At 35.3% G+C, this 22,987-nt stretch carries 23 protein-coding genes; 6 read left to right on the forward strand and 17 right to left on the reverse strand.

What is annotated here, in order from left to right; all coding sequences use genetic code 11:
• Positions 1–370: 370 nt before the first annotated feature.
• The 6 genes from HNS40_RS18920 to zupT form a co-directional block, all read right to left on the reverse strand.
• Positions 371–1,645, reverse strand: coding sequence for an SPOR domain-containing protein (locus tag HNS40_RS18920; RefSeq protein WP_172283793.1), 1,275 nt, complete (start codon positions 1,643–1,645; stop codon positions 371–373).
• Between the two features lie 46 nt (positions 1,646–1,691).
• Positions 1,692–2,492 (reverse strand): 4-(cytidine 5'-diphospho)-2-C-methyl-D-erythritol kinase, encoded by an 801-nt coding sequence (gene ispE / locus HNS40_RS18925; protein WP_172283795.1) that lies wholly within the window; start codon positions 2,490–2,492, stop codon positions 1,692–1,694.
• On the reverse strand, positions 2,489–2,842 hold the full coding sequence (locus HNS40_RS18930; protein WP_172283797.1) for a hypothetical protein: 354 nt from the start codon (positions 2,840–2,842) through the stop codon (positions 2,489–2,491). Before HNS40_RS18930 ends, ispE begins: the two co-directional genes overlap by 4 nt.
• 163 nt (positions 2,843–3,005) lie before the next feature.
• Complete coding sequence (locus HNS40_RS18935; RefSeq protein ID WP_172283799.1) at positions 3,006–3,695, reverse strand: queuosine precursor transporter; 690 nt, start codon at positions 3,693–3,695, stop codon at positions 3,006–3,008.
• Between the two features lie 24 nt (positions 3,696–3,719).
• Positions 3,720–4,514 (reverse strand): hypothetical protein, encoded by a 795-nt coding sequence (locus HNS40_RS18940; protein ID WP_172283810.1) that lies wholly within the window; start codon positions 4,512–4,514, stop codon positions 3,720–3,722.
• Positions 4,515–4,757: 243 nt separating this feature from the next.
• Positions 4,758–5,570, reverse strand: a complete 813-nt coding sequence (zupT, locus tag HNS40_RS18945) for a zinc transporter ZupT (RefSeq protein WP_172283812.1) — start codon at positions 5,568–5,570, stop codon at positions 4,758–4,760.
• Between the two features lie 175 nt (positions 5,571–5,745).
• Between zupT and HNS40_RS18950 the strand changes: the two genes are divergently transcribed.
• A complete protein-coding gene (locus tag HNS40_RS18950; protein WP_172283814.1) occupies positions 5,746–6,864 on the forward strand; it encodes a hypothetical protein in 1,119 nt (372 codons plus the stop codon).
• A 20-nt stretch (positions 6,865–6,884) separates the two neighbouring features.
• On the opposite strand, the gene HNS40_RS18955 is transcribed toward HNS40_RS18950, so the two are convergent.
• The 6 genes from HNS40_RS18955 to HNS40_RS18980 form a co-directional block, all read right to left on the reverse strand.
• Complete coding sequence (locus tag HNS40_RS18955) at positions 6,885–7,499, reverse strand: hypothetical protein (RefSeq protein WP_172283816.1); 615 nt, start codon at positions 7,497–7,499, stop codon at positions 6,885–6,887.
• Between the two features lie 445 nt (positions 7,500–7,944).
• Positions 7,945–9,501: a T9SS type A sorting domain-containing protein gene (locus tag HNS40_RS18960; RefSeq protein WP_172283818.1), complete on the reverse strand. Its 1,557-nt coding sequence runs from the start codon at positions 9,499–9,501 to the stop codon at positions 7,945–7,947.
• 238 nt (positions 9,502–9,739) lie between these two features.
• Complete coding sequence (locus HNS40_RS18965) at positions 9,740–11,392, reverse strand: hypothetical protein (RefSeq protein ID WP_172283820.1); 1,653 nt, start codon at positions 11,390–11,392, stop codon at positions 9,740–9,742.
• Positions 11,389–12,156, reverse strand: coding sequence for a LytTR family DNA-binding domain-containing protein (locus tag HNS40_RS18970; protein WP_172283822.1), 768 nt, complete (start codon positions 12,154–12,156; stop codon positions 11,389–11,391). The genes HNS40_RS18965 and HNS40_RS18970 overlap by 4 nt, the downstream gene beginning before the upstream one ends.
• On the reverse strand, positions 12,156–13,199 hold the full coding sequence (locus tag HNS40_RS18975) for a sensor histidine kinase (protein WP_172283824.1): 1,044 nt from the start codon (positions 13,197–13,199) through the stop codon (positions 12,156–12,158). Before HNS40_RS18975 ends, HNS40_RS18970 begins: the two co-directional genes overlap by 1 nt.
• Before the next feature lie 103 nt (positions 13,200–13,302).
• The gene (locus HNS40_RS18980) at positions 13,303–13,677 is read right to left on the reverse strand and encodes a hypothetical protein (protein WP_172283826.1); all 375 of its coding nucleotides are present in this window, start codon (positions 13,675–13,677) and stop codon (positions 13,303–13,305) included.
• Between the two features lie 466 nt (positions 13,678–14,143).
• Here HNS40_RS18980 and HNS40_RS18985 point away from each other — a divergent pair, with 466 nt between their 5' ends.
• The 3 genes from HNS40_RS18985 (at position 14,144) to HNS40_RS18995 (ending at position 15,873) form a co-directional block, all read left to right on the forward strand.
• Positions 14,144–14,743 (forward strand): aminotransferase class IV, encoded by a 600-nt coding sequence (locus tag HNS40_RS18985; RefSeq protein ID WP_172283828.1) that lies wholly within the window; start codon positions 14,144–14,146, stop codon positions 14,741–14,743.
• Positions 14,744–14,790: 47 nt separating this feature from the next.
• The gene (locus HNS40_RS18990) at positions 14,791–15,243 is read left to right on the forward strand and encodes a hypothetical protein (protein ID WP_172283830.1); all 453 of its coding nucleotides are present in this window, start codon (positions 14,791–14,793) and stop codon (positions 15,241–15,243) included.
• A gap of 132 nt (positions 15,244–15,375) precedes the next feature.
• The gene (locus tag HNS40_RS18995) at positions 15,376–15,873 is read left to right on the forward strand and encodes a hypothetical protein (protein ID WP_172283832.1); all 498 of its coding nucleotides are present in this window, start codon (positions 15,376–15,378) and stop codon (positions 15,871–15,873) included.
• Positions 15,874–15,980: 107 nt separating this feature from the next.
• Here the strand turns inward: HNS40_RS18995 and HNS40_RS19000 are convergent, their stop codons facing one another.
• The 4 genes from HNS40_RS19000 to HNS40_RS19015 all read right to left on the reverse strand — a co-directional run bounded on the left by HNS40_RS19000 (position 15,981) and on the right by HNS40_RS19015 (position 19,381).
• Positions 15,981–16,250, reverse strand: coding sequence for a hypothetical protein (locus HNS40_RS19000; protein ID WP_172283834.1), 270 nt, complete (start codon positions 16,248–16,250; stop codon positions 15,981–15,983).
• Positions 16,251–16,428: 178 nt separating this feature from the next.
• Positions 16,429–17,562: an amidohydrolase gene (locus tag HNS40_RS19005; protein WP_172283836.1), complete on the reverse strand. Its 1,134-nt coding sequence runs from the start codon at positions 17,560–17,562 to the stop codon at positions 16,429–16,431.
• A 19-nt stretch (positions 17,563–17,581) separates the two neighbouring features.
• The gene (gene sixA / locus HNS40_RS19010) at positions 17,582–18,070 is read right to left on the reverse strand and encodes a phosphohistidine phosphatase SixA (RefSeq protein ID WP_172283838.1); all 489 of its coding nucleotides are present in this window, start codon (positions 18,068–18,070) and stop codon (positions 17,582–17,584) included.
• 30 nt (positions 18,071–18,100) lie between these two features.
• Positions 18,101–19,381, reverse strand: coding sequence for a T9SS type A sorting domain-containing protein (locus tag HNS40_RS19015; RefSeq protein WP_172283840.1), 1,281 nt, complete (start codon positions 19,379–19,381; stop codon positions 18,101–18,103).
• Between the two features lie 79 nt (positions 19,382–19,460).
• On the opposite strand from HNS40_RS19015, the gene HNS40_RS19020 reads away from it, so the two are divergent.
• Positions 19,461–21,257, forward strand: coding sequence for a M14 family metallopeptidase (locus HNS40_RS19020; RefSeq protein ID WP_172283842.1), 1,797 nt, complete (start codon positions 19,461–19,463; stop codon positions 21,255–21,257).
• Between the two features lie 233 nt (positions 21,258–21,490).
• Here HNS40_RS19020 and HNS40_RS19025 read toward each other — a convergent pair whose 3' ends face one another.
• The gene (locus HNS40_RS19025; RefSeq protein ID WP_371742961.1) at positions 21,491–22,597 is read right to left on the reverse strand and encodes an IS110 family transposase; all 1,107 of its coding nucleotides are present in this window, start codon (positions 22,595–22,597) and stop codon (positions 21,491–21,493) included.
• Between the two features lie 14 nt (positions 22,598–22,611).
• Here HNS40_RS19025 and HNS40_RS19030 point away from each other — a divergent pair.
• The coding region (locus HNS40_RS19030; protein WP_172283844.1) for a transposase at positions 22,612–22,987 on the forward strand (376 nt) is incomplete at its 3' end.

Raw genomic sequence — 22,987 nt, forward strand, 5'->3', positions numbered from 1 at the left:
TTGTCTTAATCACTTTATAATGACCTTTTGACTTGTTAATAATCTGAATACTAATGCTTCCAGATGTATTTTTCTTTCTCCGAATAAACATAAATTATCTTTGGGACACCCAAATATAAAATAAATGGATTGAATATCAAATAGTTAAGTGGGTGTCCCAAAAAAGTGACGAAAACAAGATATTGGCCAGAACTCACCATGGGGACTTTCATGAAAATCATGAGTACTCCAGGTGATGTGGAAGATGCTATGGAAAGTATTACTGAGAAGGAAGATTAATTTAAAAAGGTAGTATCAAAAAAAAACAAACCAAGAATGTCATCACTTTATATTGATGACATCCTTGGTCATTAAGATCCAGAAATCAAGTTTAATTCACCACAATAATATAGGCATCAAAATTAATTCTCTCCTGTACCCTGGTAAGAGATGGATAAGCTTCTTGAGCACTATTAAAAGGTCCTATAACAATTTTAAAAAAGCTATTCCCGTTGGCATCCATATCTGGAATCCAGTAGTAATGCGCATCTAGGTTTTGGGCTTTCAATGTGGCCACTTTCTTTTGTGCTAAAACCTCTTGTTTAACTGCATAGCATCCCACAAAAACAGCAGGTCTGTTGATGTCTGAAGCATATAGTCTGTCTGCTGTAGGTTTGGTTTGGGCTTTTTTCTGCACAGGCATTACCTCTTCTTTTTTCTGGGGCTTGACCTTAGGTTCTTGCTTTTTAACACCTGACTTATTCAGTTCTTCTTTAGGCTTTGTTGATTCTTTATGTGATTTGGGTTCCTCTGTCTTTTTTGTTGTTTCTTTATTGGAAACAATAGTGGTTTTAGATTCACCAGTATTCACCGGTTTGGTATCTACAACAACTTTTTGCACATGAATAGGCTCTTTTTGAGCTGTTGATTGATGAAAGTAAGAGAAATAAATAAATATGGCTAATGCAACAAGTATTACAGCTGCAGCTCCAAAATACCAAAACACAGGTGGTTTTTTTATTCGTGCCTCTTCTTCTTTGGCCTCCTCTTCTTGTAAACTTTTACTAATCTCTTCAAAATTACTCTTTTTCGCCTTTAAGTCCTCCAAGCGTTGTTGCTCATCAGATGTAAAAACCACAGGTGGAGTTTGTTTTGGAAGCTCCTCCAATTTGAGTTTTTTAACCGCTGTTTCTTTTTCTAGCTTTTTTATGATCGGGGGATTAATTTCCTTTTCTTCAATTTTCTCCTTGTTTTTAGGAATATCTCTTTTCTCAATCGGCTTAAGCGCTTTCTTCTCTGTGATGTGTTTAGGTTTAACACCCTCTTCTTTAATTTCCTCTTTTAACTTGGCTTTGCTCACCGGAACAACAACCTGTTTTTTAATTGGTTGAGTCTCCACCTTTTTCTCAATAGCTTCTTTCTTTTCCTTCTCTTCTTGTAAAACCTCTTTAGCTTCCTCTTTACGTTTATTGATGCGCGCCATAGCTTCTTCTAGAATTTTCTTGGAATCCTTTACCGATTTTTTATTGGCATATTTTGCCTTTTGGGTGATATAAAACTGCTTTTCTTTTCCTTTATACCTATCCAAATAAAAATCAATTTGATCTAGTTTTTCGGGTGCGTGTTCTTTGTAAAGGGCCGATAATAATTCTTTATAGTTTTCCATAATTGAAGAAAATGGTTTTAGAGAAATTCAAAGATATTCATTTTTTTTATTGTAATAAACCTATCCAAGAAAAATAAGAGGAATCAAATTGGAGATGAGGTTTGGATTCAAATAAAGCAAAAACTGCTGATCCACTACCACTTAATGAGGCATAGAAAGCACCAGAATCCATGAGTAGATTTTTAATGATGGTGACTTCAGGAAGTTCTTGATGAAAGGAAGATTCAAAATCATTAAGCATAAAATATTGATATTCTTCTTTTCTTATAGATTGAATATCCTCCAGTTTTTTATTGCTTTTGTTGACCAGTTGAAAAGCTCTAGCTGTTTCCATGGCAACTGGAGCTTTAATAATAGCAATATAGGTTCCTGCTAAGCTAAAATCAATAGGCTCTATTATTTCTCCTCTTCCAGTGACATGAGCCGCTTTCCCCTCAATAAAGAAAGGACAATCGCTCCCTAATTCTCCGGCATACCTCAACATTTCTCTCTTTGAAATATTCAGTTGAAAATAATTATTTAATAATTTTAACATGCCACTAGCGTTTCCAGAACCACCACCTAAACCAGCTTGAACAGGAATTTGTTTGTGCAAATGTATTTTCAAAGGAGGAATTTCAAAATTTTTCCGCAATAAATTTAAGGCCTTGTGAACCAGGTTTTCTTCCATGGATGTGGAAGTGAGAACGCCAGTTTGAACAAGTTCATCCTGATCATGAGTTTTGATTTCAATAATATCGTAGAGTGGTACTCGATAGAAGTAACTGTCCAAATTATGAAATCCGTCGGCTCTTTTGTTTAGAATTCTTAGTCCAATATTTATTTTAGCTGGGGTATATGCTATCATTCTTCAGTAACGGATTTATGATAATACTCAGAACGTTTCCTTTTCTGGCTTTCAGTTTTTTTCTTTTGGTGATGGTAATTAATTCCAACATCTTTAAAAGCGGAATACTTTTCGAAATCATATTTTAGGCTATGCAATAACTTTATATTTTGCCACCACTCCATATTCAGAGGTTTATAGCTAATAATTTTAACCATCAAAAAGGAGAATAACATGATAAATAAAGAAACTAATACATAAATCATTTCTTTAAAATCACCCGGGCCATAGATATGACGAGGAAGCTGAGGTTCTATCATCAATCCCCAAACCAAAAAATACATCGCAGGAAATAAGAAAACAACTAACATAAAGGAAAAGATCTGATGCCCTGCTTTCTTCCACTTTCTAATTCTTTTCTCCTTTTTCTTGTTATACCTTTTTCGAATTTTATATCTCGTTCTTACTCTTATTGTATTAGGTTCGCCCATGTTCCAAAAATACAATATTTTCTAATTTATAAAATCAATCTAGTTAATAATCGAGATACTCAGCATTATCCTTGATTTTAAACTGATTTCGGAAAAGCCATACCACAAAATACACAATGGGAGTATCGGCCATAGCTACTAATACCTTAAACATAAATCCATTGATTAAAAGAGAAGAAAATCGTTCCCACGCAATCACATCTAAAGAACAAAGGATAAGTAAAATAACCAAAGTATCAACCAGTTGGCTGGTAAAGGTGGACGCATTATTTCTTAACCAAAGGTGTTTGCCATTTGTGAGTTTTTTCCAGAAATGAAACATTTGAACATCAACCAGCTGTGCAACAAGGTAGGCTGCCATGGAGGCTCCAACAGCTACATAGGTAAAACCAAAAACCTGAGAGAAGGTTTGATCGTTAATGGGAGACCAGTCAGTAGCAGGTGCTAGATTTGCAATAACAATGATGCCTAAAGTGAAAACACTTGCAATAAAACCCAAAAAAACCATTTGATTGGCACGTCTGCGCCCATATATTTCAGAAACTACATCAGTCACAATAAATGTTATGGGGTAAGGAAGTATTCCAACAGATAGTTCAAAGGTGTATATACCAAATGGCGACCATTGAAAAAACTTCTGAAATATGAGATTACTAACAACTAAAGCAGATAGAAATATGGCTGCAAGAATGAGATAGGCTTTTTCTGCTCTATATTTTAAAATTAAATCCATAGAACAAAATAAACGAAAAATGGCTTAATTGGGGTGGTTTAACAAAAAGATTTCATATCGATGCTGAATAAGCATGGCTATTTCGTAGTCGCTAGATTCTAGCACAAAATTAAAACTTGGTTCACAGTAGACTAGAAAATCTTCCAAATATTTACCCTCCTTTAAACCTGTTAACTTCATCACCAACTCTCTATTATATTTTTGTTTCACGATATTGGCCCTATTATCAGATTGAGTTAAACTTTGCAATTTTTTCTCAGACTTGGCTCGTTTACTAAAGGAATTATACAAAAGAGAAATGGGTGAAGTAAAACTGACTGTAAGCACATCCTGACTATTAAAATGGTCTGGAGAAATAGCATAGGGTTTTAGTGATTCCAACATCATAAGATTGGCAGCAATACTATTTGTATCCTCCAGCTGTAGATCAGCAATGGCTTTTTTAAACAGCATGACTGTTGGATAAGGGTTTAGAACAAACTCCTTCAGTTCATACACCTTAGAACTTAAAAAAAGCTCCACCGTATCTTGATGGTGTGAATTGCTATATAAATAGAATTGATCCTCATAGGCAATGGCACTAATTCTGACCAAAGTGGAGTCCTGTAGAAATAGTTTAGCTTCTCCATTATCATTGGCCATAAACTTGATATTATGGGTTCTATCATAAATTAGTGCATAGGAGATAGCAAGTTGATCTATTTCACTTTTAATACGAAAATGTACCACAGATTGCGAACTCCCATTTAATGCCAAAAGGCTAATGATGGTAAGTAAAAAAGCCGGGAAATACCTTAAAGAAATCGATTTCCAATTCATGGGTACAAAGATATAAGCTACAAGAATGACTAATCTTTAAAAAAAGGCAAGGAATGGTAAATTTTGTTAATGTGCAGAGCTATATTAAAGGCATTAAAAGTAGATTTATTGATAACTTTTGTTTGCGCCATTATCTAAATAGACTACAAAAAAAACCTATTATTAACCTTTTGGTCTATATAATTGGGATAAAAAATGCTTATCATTTAATGAAAACAGTCATTTTTAATAGACACAAGAGATCTATAAAAACATCAATAAACTAACGGCCATCACTATCATTCCAGCGACTAATCCATAAATACTTAAGTGATGTTCACCATATTCTCTAGCTGAGGGCAAGAGCTCATCCAAGGAAATAAAGACCATAATTCCGGCTACTCCTGCAAATAGAATTCCAAATACGGAAGCACTCATAAATGGCATGAGAATAGCAAAACCTATTAGAGCTCCAACAGGTTCGGATAAACCAGAAAGGAAAGAATACCAAAAGGCTTTACGCTTGTTTCCAGTGGCATAATAGATCGGAACAGCAACCGCAATTCCTTCCGGAATATTATGTATAGCTATAGCTATGGCAATAGGGATACCTAATTGTGGATCTCTTAGGGCAGCAGTAAAAGTGGCCAAACCCTCAGGGAAATTATGAATACCAATAGCTAAAGCGGTATAAATACCAGTTCGCATCAACTTATCGCTGTCTTGTAAGTTTTTTCCTGTTTTTAGATCTTCCACATTTCGAATTTCGTGTGGATTCTCAATATTGGGAATAAACTTATCGATGATGGCAATCAGAGCCATTCCTCCAAAGAAAGATAATACTGTCACCCAATTTCCTGCAACGATACCTATATCTGCAACTAATTCTTCACGAGCTTTAGGGAATATTTCAACAAAAGAAACATATATCATCACGCCAGCTGAAAAACCTAAGGATACAGTTAAAAATGCTGTATTGGTTCGTTTAGCAACTAAAGATATTATACTACCTATTCCGGTCGATAACCCAGCAAATAAAGTGAGAGAAAAGGCAAATAATATTGCGTTCCAGTCCATTTTAAGTTTTAATTTGCACAAAAATAATGAATAATAAAGCACGGATATCATTTTTCCCATTAATATCACTATTAATCCCAATGATAGTCACCTTTCTAAGGCTCTTGTAATTTTATTTTTTCAATAGCAAAGCTTTTCGAATGCTTTTTTAACTTTGTTGTTTTAAAACCAGCCTATGTCAGTAGATATTATTAAAGTAAGTAGCAAATCGGATTATAAGGCCTTTGCCAAATTACCTTTCGAGATTTATAAAGGAAATGCATATTGGGTTCCTCCTATTATCAAAGATGAAATCAAATCCCTCAATCCTCTAGAAAATCCAGCTATGGATTACTGTGACAGCCAGTTTTGGTTGGCAAAAAAAGAGGGTAAAGTGGTGGGTAGAATTGGTGCCATCATTAATAAAAAATACAATGAAAAGCTAAACGAGAAATTGGGAAGGTTTAGTCGTTTGGAGTTTTATGATGATGCTGAAGTTTTTCAGGCCTTAATGGATACTGCCGTAAATTGGTTGAAAGAAAGAGGTATGAACAAAGCCCATGGCCCTCTTGGTTTCTCTAATCTTGATACTCAAGGAATGTTGATTGAAGGATTTGATCATTTGGCTTCGGTGGCTTCAGTATACCATATGCCTTATTACCAAACTCACCTTGACAAATATGGTTTTAGAAAAGAAAACGATTGGGTAGAGTTTCGTTTAACTCTGGGTGAAAGAGCTAGACAAAAAGGGATTAGAGGAAGTCAATTGATTAAAAAACGTTATGGGTTTGAAGTGGTGAGGTTTGAAAAGACCGACGAGCTCAAGCCTTACGTAAAAGATATCTTTGCTATTTTAAATGATGCTTTTGATAAGCTTCCCTATGTGACTCCTTTCAATGAGAAGATGATCGATTTGTATGCTGAGAAGTACTTCAAGGTTATCAATCCGAAATATGTAGCAATGGTTAAAAAAGAGGAACGGATCGTTGGTTTTGTGGTAGCTGTTCCTTCTTTAAGTGAAGCCATGCAAAAAGCCAATGGAAAATTATTTCCTCTTGGATTTACACATGTGCTTAAAGCCATGAAAAACCCTAAGGTATTGGATTTTTTCCTCACTGGTGTGGTTCCAGAATATGATAATGCAGGCGTAGCGGTTATTCTGTTTTCTGAAATTCAAGATGAGATGCTAGGTGCTGGTATTGACCAAATGGAGACCACTGGAATATTCGAAACCAATCATAATGTAATTAGTAATTGGAAGAATTACGAGCATATTCAGCACAAACGTCGCCGTTGTTATATTAAAGAAATTTAACCTAACAACCTATACCCAATTTATAACTTCGCTTTTTTACCCTTATTCTTGTAATACTTTAAGCCTTCTTCGGTGGCAATGCTACTGATTAAATTGTCGAACATAAATTCATAGAGGGTATCAAAGGAGAATTTTTCTGGTGGAAAGAAATCTTCATTGTGAATATCCCACAGTCGGCTGATATAGAGCCGAGAAATCAATTCAATACTCAAATCGGATCGATACATACCTTGGCTGATTCCCTTGGTCAGGTTGATGCGAATTTTTTCGAAAATAAAGTCGGTTCTAGATTGAAAATGCTCCTCGTAAATATCTGGGAAATGCTTCCTAATATCCGAAGAATAGGATGGAGTAATATAATCATACTTGTCGGATAGTTGCTTACCCACAAACATCATGATATCTATGGCATTTACACCTTCAAAATCGTTCTCTTGAAAGATCTCAATAAAGGCATGACGCTCAAATTCTAATAATTTGGTAATTAATTCCTTATCGTCTTTAAAATGTTTTTTTAGTTCCTCAATTGATAATCCAGATTTATCAGATACATTTTTTAGCTTTAAACTCTTCACTCCGTCTTTTATCAGTATCGTTCTGACAATCTTTAAAATATCAATTAAATCACGTTTCATAAACTGTACTTTAGTTTTCAATGATGGTGGTTTTCAAGCCACAGATTCTACTCAGACCACCATATGATGGCTGAACAATTAAATTCTCAATCTATTTGTAACAATATAGCCTACAAAGATAATATTATAATCAAAAGTTCAAATAATATCTTGTATGACCAATAATTACGGGTGTTTTACCTATTTTTCCTCTTCAAAAAAAACATAGGTTATACAACTTTTTTTATCCAAAACAGAAACTGATTAGCAACAACATACTCGTTTTATTAATCTAACACCATTACAAAACATGAAATCATTCTAAATATTATCATCTTGGTAAAAAACTATAAAACTACATATTATGATTACGAAAAAAGTATCATACTCTACAATAATGAAGAAAAGAGAGGCCTACCGAAAATACACTTCTCAGCAGACCTCTATGATATAAAGGTAAAAAAAACTATTTCAGCAATAGCATCTTCTTTTCTAGCTTATGATTTCCAGAAACCAAAGAGAAATAATAAACTCCTGAACTCAAATTATAATCGTAAGCGTTGAAATGATAGGTGTATTTACCTCTATTCATTTGCTCATGATTTACTAGAACAGAGACTGCTCTTCCATACATATCATAAACAGCAAGGGTAACCTCCTCAGAACTTCTTAATTTAAAAGAAATATAAGTGCTTTCATCAAAGGGATTTGGACTGTTTTGCTGCAAACTGAAAGGAATGGTTTCCAACTCTTCTTCCCCAATAATATGTTCGTTGACCAATGCAGTCATTATCTTTGGCGAACTTCCTTCTAGGCGAGTCCAGATGGGGCGAACCATATTATTATGGGCAGAGATATTATTATAATCGCCAAAGAAAGTACTAGAGTAAGGAAGAAATGGAGTCTCACTAATCTTAAAATTCAAGAAACTCTCTCCTCCATCGGTACTAACAGCCATATAAACATCTGTGTTTGAATCTTCATAAGCTCGTCTGTCATAGAAAACAAACCAAATATATCCCGTTACCTGATCTACAGTCATCCAAGTAAAGAATTGTTGTTTCCCTGGTGGATCATCATTAACTCTTTTGCGTTCTCCCCATGTCTCACCACCATCAGTAGATTTGATGAACCAAACATCAGTATCATCGGCACCATTTCTTTGATCGCTCCAGTTGATATAAATATCACCATTATATTCTGTTTCAGAAAGGTTGCAGCAAGTGATGGGGAGTCCATTACATCGGCTAATTCCGGGGATATCAAAGGCCCAACCTGGCCCCGGAATATCAGAAACATAGATGTCCTCCTCCAACCAAGTTTCTCCTTGATCTAAGGACTTATCAAAAACCAATCCTGCTGGTCCTGCCCAACTCACATATATTTCTCCATTAGGTCCAACTGCAGGAACAGCACCTTCTGTAGTGTTTCCTTCATCAACACAATCCCCTGAGATTTGATTTATCTGTATGGCATCGGTCCAAGATTCTCCATTATCAGTTGATTTCGAGAACAATATATTCGAAAAATCTAAAGGATTACTGGTTCCATAATTATCAAACTGCGTCCATGTCACATAAATATTATTATTAGTATAGTCGACTACTGCCCAATGTTTATCCTGTGCTTTACTTCCATTTAATCCCATATAATTTCCATCGGTCCAGGTGAGTCCTCCATCAGTTGACTTCTGACATACAATTCTATCAATCCAGCTGCCATTACTAGGATTCGAAAGGTGGAAATAATAATAATCTCCATTGCCATCCACTATCAAACATGGGTCACCCCATACGCCATGACTAGAGTTTAAGGAACCACCACTCCAATTGGCTCCTCCATCATTAGAAACATAGTATTTATCGATTATAGCGCCTGCTACCAGATGATCTGGATTATTCGGATCTACAAATATAGAAGGCTCGCTAAGGCCATTTCCTTGTGCAATAATAACATTGGAATGTTGCGCATTAACTTGCCAAACTAGGCCTAATAATAAAAAAAGTATGAAAATTCGTTTCATGGTGTGTATGTTAAAATTTGAGGTAAAGATAAGAATACTATGGTAAACGAACTTAGTGGATTTAAAGTAGGGTAAAACACTTAAGTTAGGTTCGGGTATTTTCTTAATCTTATTACTCTTTTGGGGTGGGGTAAATATTATAGAAGGAAATCCTCCTAAATCTGGTTCTGTTTCTATGTTGCAAAGTACTGATATTGGAATATATAATGCAGGAATACAGGAGGATAATTAAAGATAATTACCAGCCCCAACTAGCTACATCTATCCTTACTTCATTAGAAAAACCAAAGTTTAGCACTCGGTTTTCGATATCATTTCCAGAGCTATCTTTTTCTACTTTTCCCCAACCTCCTTTGGTTATTTTATAACTCATACTTTCCCCTTGGTAAGGAACGGTGATATAATATTTACCATCTTCTTGGGGCTCGAAAACTTGATTTTTATCTTCCGGGTCCCAACCATTTTTATCGGAGGCTAAATATATTTTCTCACCCTCCTCTGTGTTATCTGGAACTGAGTTTAGAATAATTTTCACCACCCTATTTCCACTTAAAATGGGCAGGTCTTTCCAGTTTTTTATTTCTGGTTTAATGATTAAAGTATCGAAATCACTATAGTTAAAGCCATAGGTTGGAAGCTCTGCACCATATTCATCCAAGGCAATGCTTTCCCACGAACCACGTGTGATTTTAAACTCAAAGTCACCTCTTTTTCTGGCTATATTCACATAGTATTTTCCATCCTCATCTTGCTTAAACATATAGCGAAGTCTTCCTGGGTTCCAATTATTAAAAGCTCCTGCAATATAAATATTGGCGCCTACTGGTGTTGATTCTGGAATCTTATCCAATACTAAAGTAATCGTATTACTTCCAATATCTTCTTGATCTTTCCACCTTTGAACATCAATATAAATGGTATCGGCAAACTCTAAATTGATTTGACGATTGTCAATATCATAGCCATTTCGATCTACTTCTACAGTATACCATCCATCCCGAGTAATCTTATAATCCAAATACATTTTCATTCTTGGGAAGGAATAATAAAGCTGTCCTTTTCTGTTTTTTTGAAACTGACAGCTCCTATCTCCTGCCGTCCAAGAATTAAGTTTGCTGGCTAAATAGATGGGCTCATTTTTAGGTGTAAGCTTTGGAAGATTTTTAATTATTATGGTCACCCTATCTGGAGAACTTAATGGTAAATCCACCCAAGAATCTACAGTGACAACTAAAGTGTCTGATTCGCCAAATTTCAAGAGACGATTAGGGATTTCTTGGCCATATTCATCAGCTTCAGAGTTGGACAAATCACCACGAGTAATTTTATACTCCATGCTATTGACACCCTCAGGTCTTTCTATCTCCACATATAATTGACCATTTGCAGTTCTTCTAGCTATGGAAGCCTCATTAGGATTCCAAGAATTAAGGTCACTGGCAATGGCTATAATATCGTTTTTTGGAGTATTGGATGGTAACATATCTATTAAAAGCACACAGCGAGGACAGTTTATTGGATTAAGGTCACCCCAGCTTTCAATACTGTGATATACTGTGTCTCCATCATTTACTACTATCGTCCTATCTACTATCTCTTCGCCACAAATTCCTTTTTCTACAGTGGCCCAGTTTCCTCTTGTGAACTTGTATTCCACCTCTCCAAAACCAGCTGGCAAAGAAAAGTAATAATTAGAATCTTGGTCGAGTCTTAGTTCGTAGCGCTCCTCTCCTGGACTCCACATATTAAAATTTCCGGCCAAATAAATCGGATCGCCCAAGGGTGTATTTCCTGGGACATCATCCACCACCAAAACCACTCTATTGCAAGATGCAAAAAGTAAAAGGGCTAAAATTCCCCAAATCATCTTTATGTAAAATGGCTTTATCATTTATCTATCCAGTTTAAAAAGTCATTTACTTTGGCTCTACTGATAAGTACTTGATCTTCGGTTTTCGGTTCCAGTTCAATGAGGAGTCTGCTATTGAAATATTTGCTTATCTTTTTGATGGCCCACAATTGAACATAATAAGATCTGTTGATGCGGTAAAAAGAGTCGGGATTGAGTAGGCTGCTTAAGTGATCTAAAGAGTGATTGATAAAATATCGGTGTCCTTCTTTGTTTACCAATAATACTTCATTGTCTTCGGCTACAAAATAGGCCACGTCTTCAATGTCGATATACTTTATCTGTTCGCCCATTCGGGTCAGAAATCTAGATTTATATTTATTCTGGTTTAAAGTCAAAAGCTGCTGAATCTGCTCCATCTGAAACACAGAATTCTCTGGCTTCTGCTGAGTATGTAAGGAATCATATTTCTCTAATGCAGCATTTAAATCTTCTTGTTTTACGGGTTTTAGTAAATAATCGATGCTATTGACTTTAAAAGCTCTAATGGCATATTCATCGTAGGCGGTTGTGAAAACTATAGGAGCTTTTACCTCAATATGATTAAAGATTTCGAAGCTCAAACCATCGGAAAGCTGAATGTCGAAAAACATGAGATCAATGCCTGGTGTAGTATTAATATAATCCACCGCATCCTCCACACTATCTATGCAGCTGAGCACTTCAATATCTCTGTTGCTTTCAGTCAATAAACGCTGAAGCTCATATTGTGCATGAGGTTCGTCTTCAATAATTAATACTTTCATTATTTTACTGTGTTTAATAATGGGATTTTCACCATAAATGTGATTCCGTCATTTTCTATTTCTATCTTTTTATCAGTTAAAAAAGCATATCTGCTATCAATATTTTTTAAGCCCATTTCATGACTGTCTTCTTTATAAGTTTTGGGCTGCATATTATTCTTCACCCATAAATATCCTCCAGCTGTAAATATATCAATTTGTAGCGGTTTACTCTTCGATACTATATTATGTTTAATTGCATTCTCAATCAATAATTGCAAAGTTAATGGTGCAATAAGATATTTTTCAGCCAACTTCATAGCCTCCAAATTAACATTTAGATTCTTTTCAAATCGCAATTGCATCAGCATGATATAGGACGCTGCAAAGTTGATTTCTGTTTCCAGTGGTACTACTTCTTTATCTCTTTGATCGAGAATATAGCGATATACGTCGGAGAGTTTCCTAATGAAAAGGCTGGCATTCTCTTGATTCTTGTATACCAAAGAGGAAAGCGTATTGAGGCTATTGAACAAAAAGTGAGGGTTGAGTTGCGACCTCAATAACTCGAATCGGTATTCTGCATTTTTCTTTTTGAAACGTTCCAGTTCTGCCAGACTAAATCTCCATTTATTAAGCAGGAATATGCTCATCTCACCAACTGTAAATCCAAGAATGATGATCAGAATGACAATAGATTGGGTAGTTTCATCTTGCAAGGAAACGAAGCTATTATCTTGTTGAACCCATCTGAATCCCCATTTTATTCCCATCACCAAACCAATAGCAATCATGAAATCTAATAAAGATTGGTAACTCAGCCTTTTGATCAAGTCTTTATCCCAGGTAAACCGTCTGCTCAAAAAGCGATTGACAATGAATAAGGTTTCAAAAACTAAATAACTCAGGAAAATAGCTGCCACATACTCTTCGAATGGGCGCAATAGACGATAATTGGAGTAAAGCAAACTAAATACGATATCCATATTAAAGTTAAACGCAATACCCAATACAAGGCCGTAGCCATACCTCAATGTCTTATTTAGCTTAATTCCTTCTTTCATTATTATTTGGAGATGGGTTCTTCATCTCTATTATTTTTCAAAGGTATGAATTCTGTTTAGGCTTTCCATATTTCAAAGAACCGCTAAAAAGTTGTAAGAAGCACTATCTGATAGATAATGCTTCATTTGCAGTATTATTAATGGTTTGTGAATAAACGACTTTTCTATCTTTGATAATTTCAAAGGTATATTCTCCTTCAGGGAATTTTGATATATCATATTTAGCATCTACCAAAGCCCAAGACTTATAGCTCTTTCTGTATAAGGTTTTATAATTCTCTTTTACTCTGATAATGACTTTATCACCTATCTCTTTGGCCACTTCTACATTGACCATATCTGGTGAGCTCATATAAATGGAAGCTCGAAGGTCCTCTGTTTTATAGCAGCAAGAATCTGGTCTTTGTGCTTTTGAGAATTGTGCGAAGGAAAAGGTGGCGATGAATACCATTGCTAAAGTTAGGGTGAAAGTTTTCATGATGTTTGTTTTATATTGTTTATGGCTCAAAAGTATATGCAGAAGCTCCTTTTAGCAAACAGAAAACTGTGAAGTTTAGAATTTATGGGGTGAAGTGTATGGATTAGTATTTTAAACCTCAGCTCGATTATAATTCAAATCTAATGTATCATTGACTTTCTGTGGCAATGGTTTAATAATCGAGGTTATTATAAAGTCGAAAAATGCTATTTTTGTGCAAGTCTATCCTATAGAGAAGGTATTCGAAGAAAGAAGCATCTATGTTTATGATTATTATTTAGATGTTACTAATTAAAGTGCTTTCTCGAATAATAGGTATCGTATAAGTCAAGAAAAGAATTTCTTTTGGCAAAAGCATTCTGAGCTTTTTAAGATTATTTCTGAAACTGTACAATGAATATTTAACAAAAGGTCTAAGAATTATTTATTAACAAAAAGGCTTCATTACTTAGTGTTGAATTGCAATATGAAATTACTAGAAACCATACAAATACATAATGGCCAAGCAAAACGCCTAAGCTATCATAATGAGCGAATGAATAGATCACGCCATCAAATGATGTGTGCTATGGGAGATATTTATTTAGAGGAGGTTTTGAAAATTCCTGAGGAGTTACGAAAGGGAAAAGTAAAGTGTAGGGTTTTGTATGATGAGCAAGTGAGTAAAATTGAGTTTGAGCATTATCAAGAAAGAAGGATTGACTCTTTCCATCTTGTAGATACTCAGATAATTTATGATCACAAATTCGAAGACCGTCAACAATTTAATAAACTCAAATCAGGCTTTTTATCCTCCTCCGAAATTATCATGGTTAAAAATGGTTTTATTACAGATACTACCTATAGTAATTTGATTTTTAGGGATAAAAATGAGAACTGGCTTACCCCAAGTACTCCGCTATTATTAGGTACGCAAAGAGAGTTTCTTTTAGATGAAGGCATCGTAGAGGAATCTGAAATAAAAGTAAGTGATTTAGATCAATTCACCCATTTTATGATGATTAATGCTATGCTCGATTTTGATGAAGAAAGAGCTATAGATATAAAATCAATTATAGATGCATAATCATTCTTAAAAGCCATTATCTTTACACTTTATTAAATATCACACCTATGAAATCGTTTACTTATCCTCTGTTGCTTTCGGCTCTTTTGTTTGGTCTGATATTTACAGCTTGTAAAAAAGATGAAAGAGAAGTAGCGGTCGAACCTGAACAAAAAACAACACACGTTTTTGTGACCAGCAGCCCAGAATCAAATGTGTATATTACAGCCATTGAAGTTCGTATTGATCATGAGGAATGGTCAGAATCTCTCATGGGTGTAGGTCAAGCCATATTTCCAAGTGAAACACAAGATTATTACATTAATATTCCAAAAAACAAGGCCTGTGAATTCAGATTGGGCGTTTTTTCAGATAGCCTTTATGTGTCTATGTTACATCTTCAAGAATATTGGGATGATTTTTATTATCCATATATTTTAGGTAATAAAGACATTGACTCTATCACTTTAAAAGTTAAACAGAATCAATATACAGGTTTTGTTAGTGTGAGTGCCAATTAATAAAGTCTAAACCAAAACGAAATTCAAAAACAACTTCACTTTGCACGAATATGTATTCAATTAAACCAGAAAGAAGTTAGACTCTCTTTCTCAACTAAAGGTTTTTTATCTTTACTTATAAATGATAAAGCTATGAAAAAGATATTTTTAATACTAATGCTTCCTGCCTTTTTACTCTTGAGCTCTATGTCGGGTTGTGAGAAAGATGAAGGAGACGAACCCGTTGTAACAAATAGCATACTACATGTGGAATTCGCAAATGATGAAAATTCTGAAGTTTCGATAACCATTGTTGAGATGCGCCCTCATGGAAATGCTGGTGAGGCTGATGCTGGACCCATAGGAGATTGGACAGGCAATATATTACCCACAGGAACTGTATTGGCTCCAGGGCAATCGGTAAATATGGATTTAAGTATTCCAAACTTATATTGGAATGAATATCGCTTGGGTATTCTGTTGGACGATGGCACTACTATCATGCTTCATGAACAAGAAGGTTGGAATAATGAAACGGGACCACCAATCACTCACTGGGGAAGTGATAGTAGAAGAGTTAATGTGACTGTTCAATATCATGAAGAAAGTGGCAATTACTATATTCGAGGCTGGGGCGATTGGGCTGTTTAATCCTTGTGACAATACTGTGCAAAAATGATATTCTAAAATCAATAATTAGTATTCATGGAGGAATCCTAAAGGAGAATTTTGTTTACCTAGTAGAGATGCTATAATAGCTAATTATCATTTAATGTTATGGCCAAAACTATAGAGAATACAATGAAGATTATCAATAATAGCACGATTTTGTGTTTTTGACCTACCTTCCTAGATTCTAGAAGAAAGCTTATTCTAGAAGGGATAGTTTTACTGAAAGAAGATTTCGTTTTACTCTCAGCCTTACCCACGGTACTAAGAATTCGTTTCTTTTTTGAGGAAGTAGCTCGTAAAAGAGATCTATTTCTCTTAAAACTAGAAACCATATGTTGCATTGCTCCTCCAGCCATTGACTTGGTTTTGATGTATAGCACAAATATAGTAAAAATGAAGGAGACATGAACGTTGAAGCTCGATTAGGATAATAGCTGAATAGAGTTGGAAATGGTCGTTGAGCAAAGTTGAAGCCTCTTTGATAAGATCTAATGTCACTTTAATTCCACTCAGTGACCTTTGTTTATTTGCTTCTTAGGAGTTGGTATTATCTAAAACACTTCTATAAATCTCCTCAAACAAACTTACCCCGGTCTCAATCAAGTCATCGGGAAAGTCGAAATTATGATGATGAAGCTCAGCATGGTTTTCGCCAGATCCTAATCCAAAAAATCCTCCTCTAATTTTTTGATTATAGTAGCCAAAATCTTCTGACCAGCGCATGGATTCAGGAATATGGGAAATACTTAAATTCTTGTGGATAGCAGCTTGCTCAATAATATTGATGGCTTCTTCATCATTAACAGTAGCTGGGAATTCTTCTAAATATTCGATCTCAAAATCCAAAGCATGATTCTTGCAAATATTCTGGATGATGTGCTCTGCTTTTTCAATTAAAAGGGCCATGTCTTTATTCTCAAAGGCACGCAAGGTAAAGCCCATTTCGGCAAAACCAGGGGAGGTCCCAAATGCTATTTCTCCCAATCTGGAATAGATAAAGGTGATAAGGCTTAAATTCTGAAAAAGTTGTTTTTGTTGGATGAGTTTGTGAAGTTGATGAGTAATATCAGCCATGGCCAAAGCGGGATTGATTCCTTTTTCTGGCTCAGCGGCATGACAAGTTTTGCCTTTTAGTTTTAGCTTCATTCCTTTGCTGGCTGCTGCAAAGCTTCCTGGTTTTAGCAAAACTTGGTGCAAAGCATAACCTGGAATATTGTGCAATCCAAAAATATAGTCGGCATTTAAAGCTAGGAATTCTTTACTTTCCATGACTTCTTTTGCTCCCATTCCTGTTTCTTCTGCTGCCTGAAAGAGAAGTGCTACTTTTCCGTGGCTCGGTCTATTTTCTGCTATCCTCCTTGCAAATCCTATCAATATGGTACTATGTCCATCATGCCCACAAAGATGTGCTACGCCTTTATTTTCTGATTGATAAGACAGTTCGTTTCGCTCTTGTATGGGAAGTGCATCCATATCGGCTCTAAAAATAATACTTGAACCAGGTTTTCCAGAATCGAAAACATAGACTTTTGAAAATTCTCCAATGTGAATTATCTGATCAGGATTCAGTGGAACCATGATGCTTTCTATAAATCTACTGGTTTCATATTCTTGATGAGAAAGCTCAGGATATTGATGAAGGTGTTGTCTAATGTCTGTTAAATTCAAAGGGTGTGGTTTTATAAATCTATAAATCAGATGGTTTGGTGTAAAACAAAAGTTTGCCTGGCTTGGAATTGATTTCATTCCATCTGTCGATTTTAAATTCAATACCAACCACTGCAGAGGTAGGCATCCAATCTATTTCATCTTTGCATAAATAAGTGGCGATACTGCTTAATCCAGGATTATGACCTAAAATCATGATTTCGTTCACATCATCATTTACACAATATATCACATCGAGAATGGAATTTGTGGAAGCCAAGTACAAACCTTTTTCTTCTGTCACCAAAGAACTATGTATATCTAAATGTTTACATACAAGTGCTGCAGTTTCAACTGTTCGTTGTGACATGCTTACCAAAACACGTTCTGGTTTCACCGATTTGGATTTCAAAAACTGAGCAACTTTAGCCGTTTTCTTCCTGCCTTTATCTACCAGTTCTCTTTCAAAGTCGGACTTTCCATATCCATCTTCAGCCTTACCATGACGCATGAAATATATCTTCTTCATTAGCTAGTTTCTTATAAAAGACTAATATACTTATTTTTTTATGAATTTGGTGGTTGACTTTCTGCCATTTTCATCAACGACTACAAACAAGTAAAAACCTTGATTTAGCTTGCTAATATCCACCATCCCCGAAAGTAAAGCCTGATTGGAGGAGTCTGTAAAAGATAGTTTTTGCCTTCCAAAGATATCGTAAATGAGGATTTTTAGCTTTTGAGCCTGTTCTAAACCTATGGTATATTGAAGACTTTGAGCATTCATATACCTGAGCTGGATGGAGTTGATGTTAGAAACTTGTTCTGGAGTTCCAAGCACAGCATCCACTTCTATTTGCACTAGAATAGGTAGGTGATCCGACATTCCATAAAGTGCATTAATCACATTAATTGGTGCAGAAGTATTGGTAGGAGAATCTGTTATACTACCATTAAAATGCTCCCCATCGTTTCCTAGGGGGTGATAAGTATCGGTCAAGAGTTTCATTTTATTGGTCCCTTCCAATAGTGAGGCTGTAGACATTATAAAATCAAAACGATCGTCTAATCCTCCAGAGCTAAAGCAATTGGAATTATTACCATGAGTGCTTTGAGTGTGTACGTGTCGGTATGAATAATTATTATTCCAATTACCTTCTTGATTAATGGGATCGTAGAAATACCGGATTCCATTATAGGTATAGGTTAAATTGGTATAGGCTTGTTCTTCACTAGTATAAAGATTTAAATCGCCCATAAACAACATATTCTCTGGTAAATCGTGAGTTCGGATATAAGTCATGGCTGAGGCCACCATACCTGCTCTTTTACTGGCATCGCTGTCTGAATTCCCAGCTTTTAAATGAGCTACAAAGCAAGTTATAAAAGCAGTATCGTGGGTAATGCCTAAATCTGCTGCTTTATAATAAAGTGTAAAAACATCTATATCTCTAATGGCAGAATAAACCACATCTTGAGAATATAGAGCCAATTTATTCTTATTGAAATATAACATGTTTACGATATAGCTATCTGCCGCATTAAAGGAAACCGCTTTTCTATAATAATCCACACCATCGGTATTTAATACCTGATCGAGTATCATTTGATGATAAGTAGTATTATCTGATAGCTCATTCACAGTAAAAATATCTGGTTTCACATAGTCAATGATGGTTCTTAAGTGGCCATTTTTGCTATTCACATTATTGTTACTTGTAGTGCAATCGCCATAGTAGTTTCCGTAATTGAGCAAATTGTACTGCATTATCTGAATGGTATCTTGTGCCGAGAGACTCCAAAAAATAAATAGGAAACCTAGGGTATATATTATTCTCATATTGTGTGTTTAATGGGTAGAAGGTGCTGTCATACTAAATTAGACTGCGAAGCTACGAAATTCTAAAAACTTTATAACTTTGAAAATAAAAACCATGCGATTATTAGCCCTCTTCCTCTTTATCCTATTTCAAGTGCCTTTAATGGCTCAAAGTACCGATTGGCAAACCAAATTTGAAATATCAGACTATTTAGAAACTGTTACTTACGAGGAGTGTATGGCTTTCTCAAAGGCTTTAGCCGAAGAAAGTCCTATGATAAACTATCAGGAAATGGGCTATAGTCCTCAGAACAGAGCTATTCCATTGTTGATTATTGATAAGGAAGGCCTTAGTACTGCTAGGGATATTAAGAGTAGTGGCAGGTTGATTCTTTTTATTCAAGCTGGAATTCATGCAGGAGAACCCGATGGAACCGATGCTACTTTCCTATTGCTTCGCGATATGGTGATTCACCAAAAGAATTTAGACCTTCTAAACAAGGTGAGTATCCTCTTTATACCATCATTTAATGTGGATGGATTGGCGAGAATGAGTCCTTATAATCGAATCAATCAAAATGGGCCAAAGGAAATGGGTTGGAGAGCCAATAGCCTAAATCTGAATCTAAATCGCGATTATATGAAAGCCGATAGCCCAGAAATGAAGGCATGGCTAAAGATATTTAATGAATACTTGCCTGATTTATTTATTGATTGTCATACCACCGATGGTGCCGATTATCAATATGTAGCCACTTATGCTATGGAGACTTTTGGTAATATGGATGAAGGATTAACGGAATTTACTGAGGAGGTTTATAATCCATATTTGGTTGAATCTATGAAACAAAAAGGCGCCCCCATTTTCCCTTATGTCACCTTTATGAATTGGCACGACCCGAGAAGTGGATTGGTAAGAAGTGTTGGAACACCTATGATTTCTCAGGGCTATACTGCTTTGCAAAACCGAATTGGCTTACTCATAGAAACTCATATGCTTAAGCCCTATAAACCTAGAGTTTATGCCACCAAAGAGATGATTATTTCCACTTTGGAAACCATGAATAAGCACCATAAGAAGCTAAAGTCTTTAAATAAAAATGCCGATGCCATGATGAGTTCTTACAAAAAAGGAATTCAGAAATTGACCATTAAATACGACGTGGATTATAATGATACTAGTTATGTAGATTTCTTGGGGATGGAATATGAGGTGGTGAAGAGTGATTTAACGGGCGGAGATTGGTTTCAGTATTCCCAAGAGCCAATATCTTTTGATTTAATACTATTCGAGAAGCCAAAGCCCATAGAGCAAGTGGAGCTACCCATAGCTTATATTATTCCGGTGGAATATGAAGAAGTGCAAAACATCATTAAAAACCATGGTATAGAGTATAAGATCAGCAAAGAAGCTATGGATGTGGAAATAGAAACCTATAAGTTTAGCAATCAGAAATGGGGGAACTCTTCTTTTGAAAGCCGCCAAAATCTTCGCTCCTTCGATATGGTAGATGTAAAGGCCACTCAGAAGTTTGAAGCTGGAGCTATGGTTATTCCTGTGAGGCAAAGGGCACTCAAAGTTATCGTTTATCTACTCGAACCTAAAGCTGATAATTCTTTGGTTTCTTGGGGATTCTTCAATTCCTCTATGGAGCGAAAAGAATATGCCGAAACCTATGTGATGGAAAAAATGGCTAGAGAGATGATTGCTGAAAACCCTTCGCTAATGGATGAGTTTAATACATGGAAAGAAGAAAATCCAGAGCTGGCCAAAAACCATTGGATGCAATGCATGTGGTTTTATGCCAAAACACCATATATGGATCCCAAGAAAGATGTATATCCTGTTGGGAAAATAGTGGATCAGCAGGAGTTGTTTAAATTGGGTTGGCATTAGGGATTACATATCACCTCTACCACTATATTTTTTCACTATTATATGTTCAGGTAAAACATTAAAACTTCTTGAACAATTTGAGTAGAAAAAACAAATGTTGTGAGAAACGATATCGTTTTGTTCAAAATATTTAGGAAAGTTACTGAGAGAATTATTTGATGCTTATTTTCTTGTTTTCGTCAATGGGACACCCGAAAGCAATTCTGACTAACGTCAAAAATTAGTATTGATAATTAGCCTGTTACAAATTCAAAGTTTTCCTTTGAAAGCTCAAATTTAGTGATTTGTTTTTGAATACGGTTTACTATACCAAGTTTTCTTTTTTGATCGAGAAAGAGATATTCCCTCGATGGCTTATAGGGTACTTTTTTTGTAATCATTGTCCAAATGATTACTCCCAATTTACGTGCTGTTGCACTTACTGCAGCTTGCCTCCCTTTTCTATAGGCTATCCTCCTGAAAAAATCTGACAAATCAGTATCTTTTAAATTTCCTATGGCATTGGCTGCTTGTCTTAATGCTATTTTTAATCTATTACTCCCTTTGGGGATTCTTGAAGAAAGGACTTTCCCTCCTGATATTTTATTATTGGGAGCAAGCCTAAGCCAGGAAACAAATTCTTTTGATGTCTTAAATTTACTGAAACCATCTGGGCCTATTTCACTCATCAAACTCAATATTGTTGCATGACTAACTCCTTCAATCGCTAACAAATCTACTCCATTAAAATATTGATAAGCTACCTGATTAAAGTTTTTAATATCAACAGCATTTTTATTCAGACGCTTATATGGTTTATCATTTGTTTTTAGCTTGAGTTTCTTCGGAGTTTTTTTAAGTGCAGTATTTACAAATTTTTGAATCTTTCGGTCACATGCTTTTATTTGTTTTTGAAAAAACTGATAAGATTCAAATTCTTGCATTAATCCAAATAAGAAGTCTTCTCGATTATTGCCATGTAGTGCTTTTGAAATCTCTTCTTTCGATTTTCTGCAATTATAATGTCTATGCTCCGCTAATGAAGCAGGATCTAGATTTCCTTTACAAATATCTTCTATTATTCTTAAGCCAGTAAGACCACAAACATCCTTAACTACCACATCAAGTCTGAAATTTAGAAATTTTAGATATTTCTGCATCTTACGAGAAGCTGCTGAAGATTGATGAATTAGATTTATTCTTTGTCGACAATAAGTCCTAAGTGTTTCTGTAGTCTCATCTGGTAGAAAACTGCTTGTTAATAAGCCTAAAGAATGTAATTTTTGAATCCATCTGGAATCTTTTACATCTGTCTTCTTGCCTTTTGCATGCTTGGTGAATTTGCCATTACATAAAATCACTTCATAAAAACGTAGTGTTCACTTGGACCGATTATAACAAAGACTATCAAAAACAAATATCATCCCCGAAAGGAGAAGACTTTTTACGCTTGTTTTGTCAACATATATTACCGCCAGGATTTACCAGAATAAGGCATTATGGCTTTTTATCAAGCGCTTCTAAACGAAAATCATTGGCCATTATTCGTAGTCATCTAGGGGTCTCCACTTCATCAGAAAGCACTATATTGACTTGGCAAGAAATTGCTTTTAAAAAAATGGGGATACAGCCCGGTATTTGTAAATGCTGTGGCGGTGAAATGCTCATTATTCAAACTTTTACCAATAAGTTTAGAAACAATCATCAAAGAGCTCCTCCGGAAAACACTAAACCTTTGAAAGTAAGTATAA

This window comes from Lentimicrobium sp. S6 (genome assembly GCF_013166635.1).
In the GTDB taxonomy this organism is placed as follows: domain Bacteria; phylum Bacteroidota; class Bacteroidia; order Bacteroidales; family UBA12170; genus UBA12170.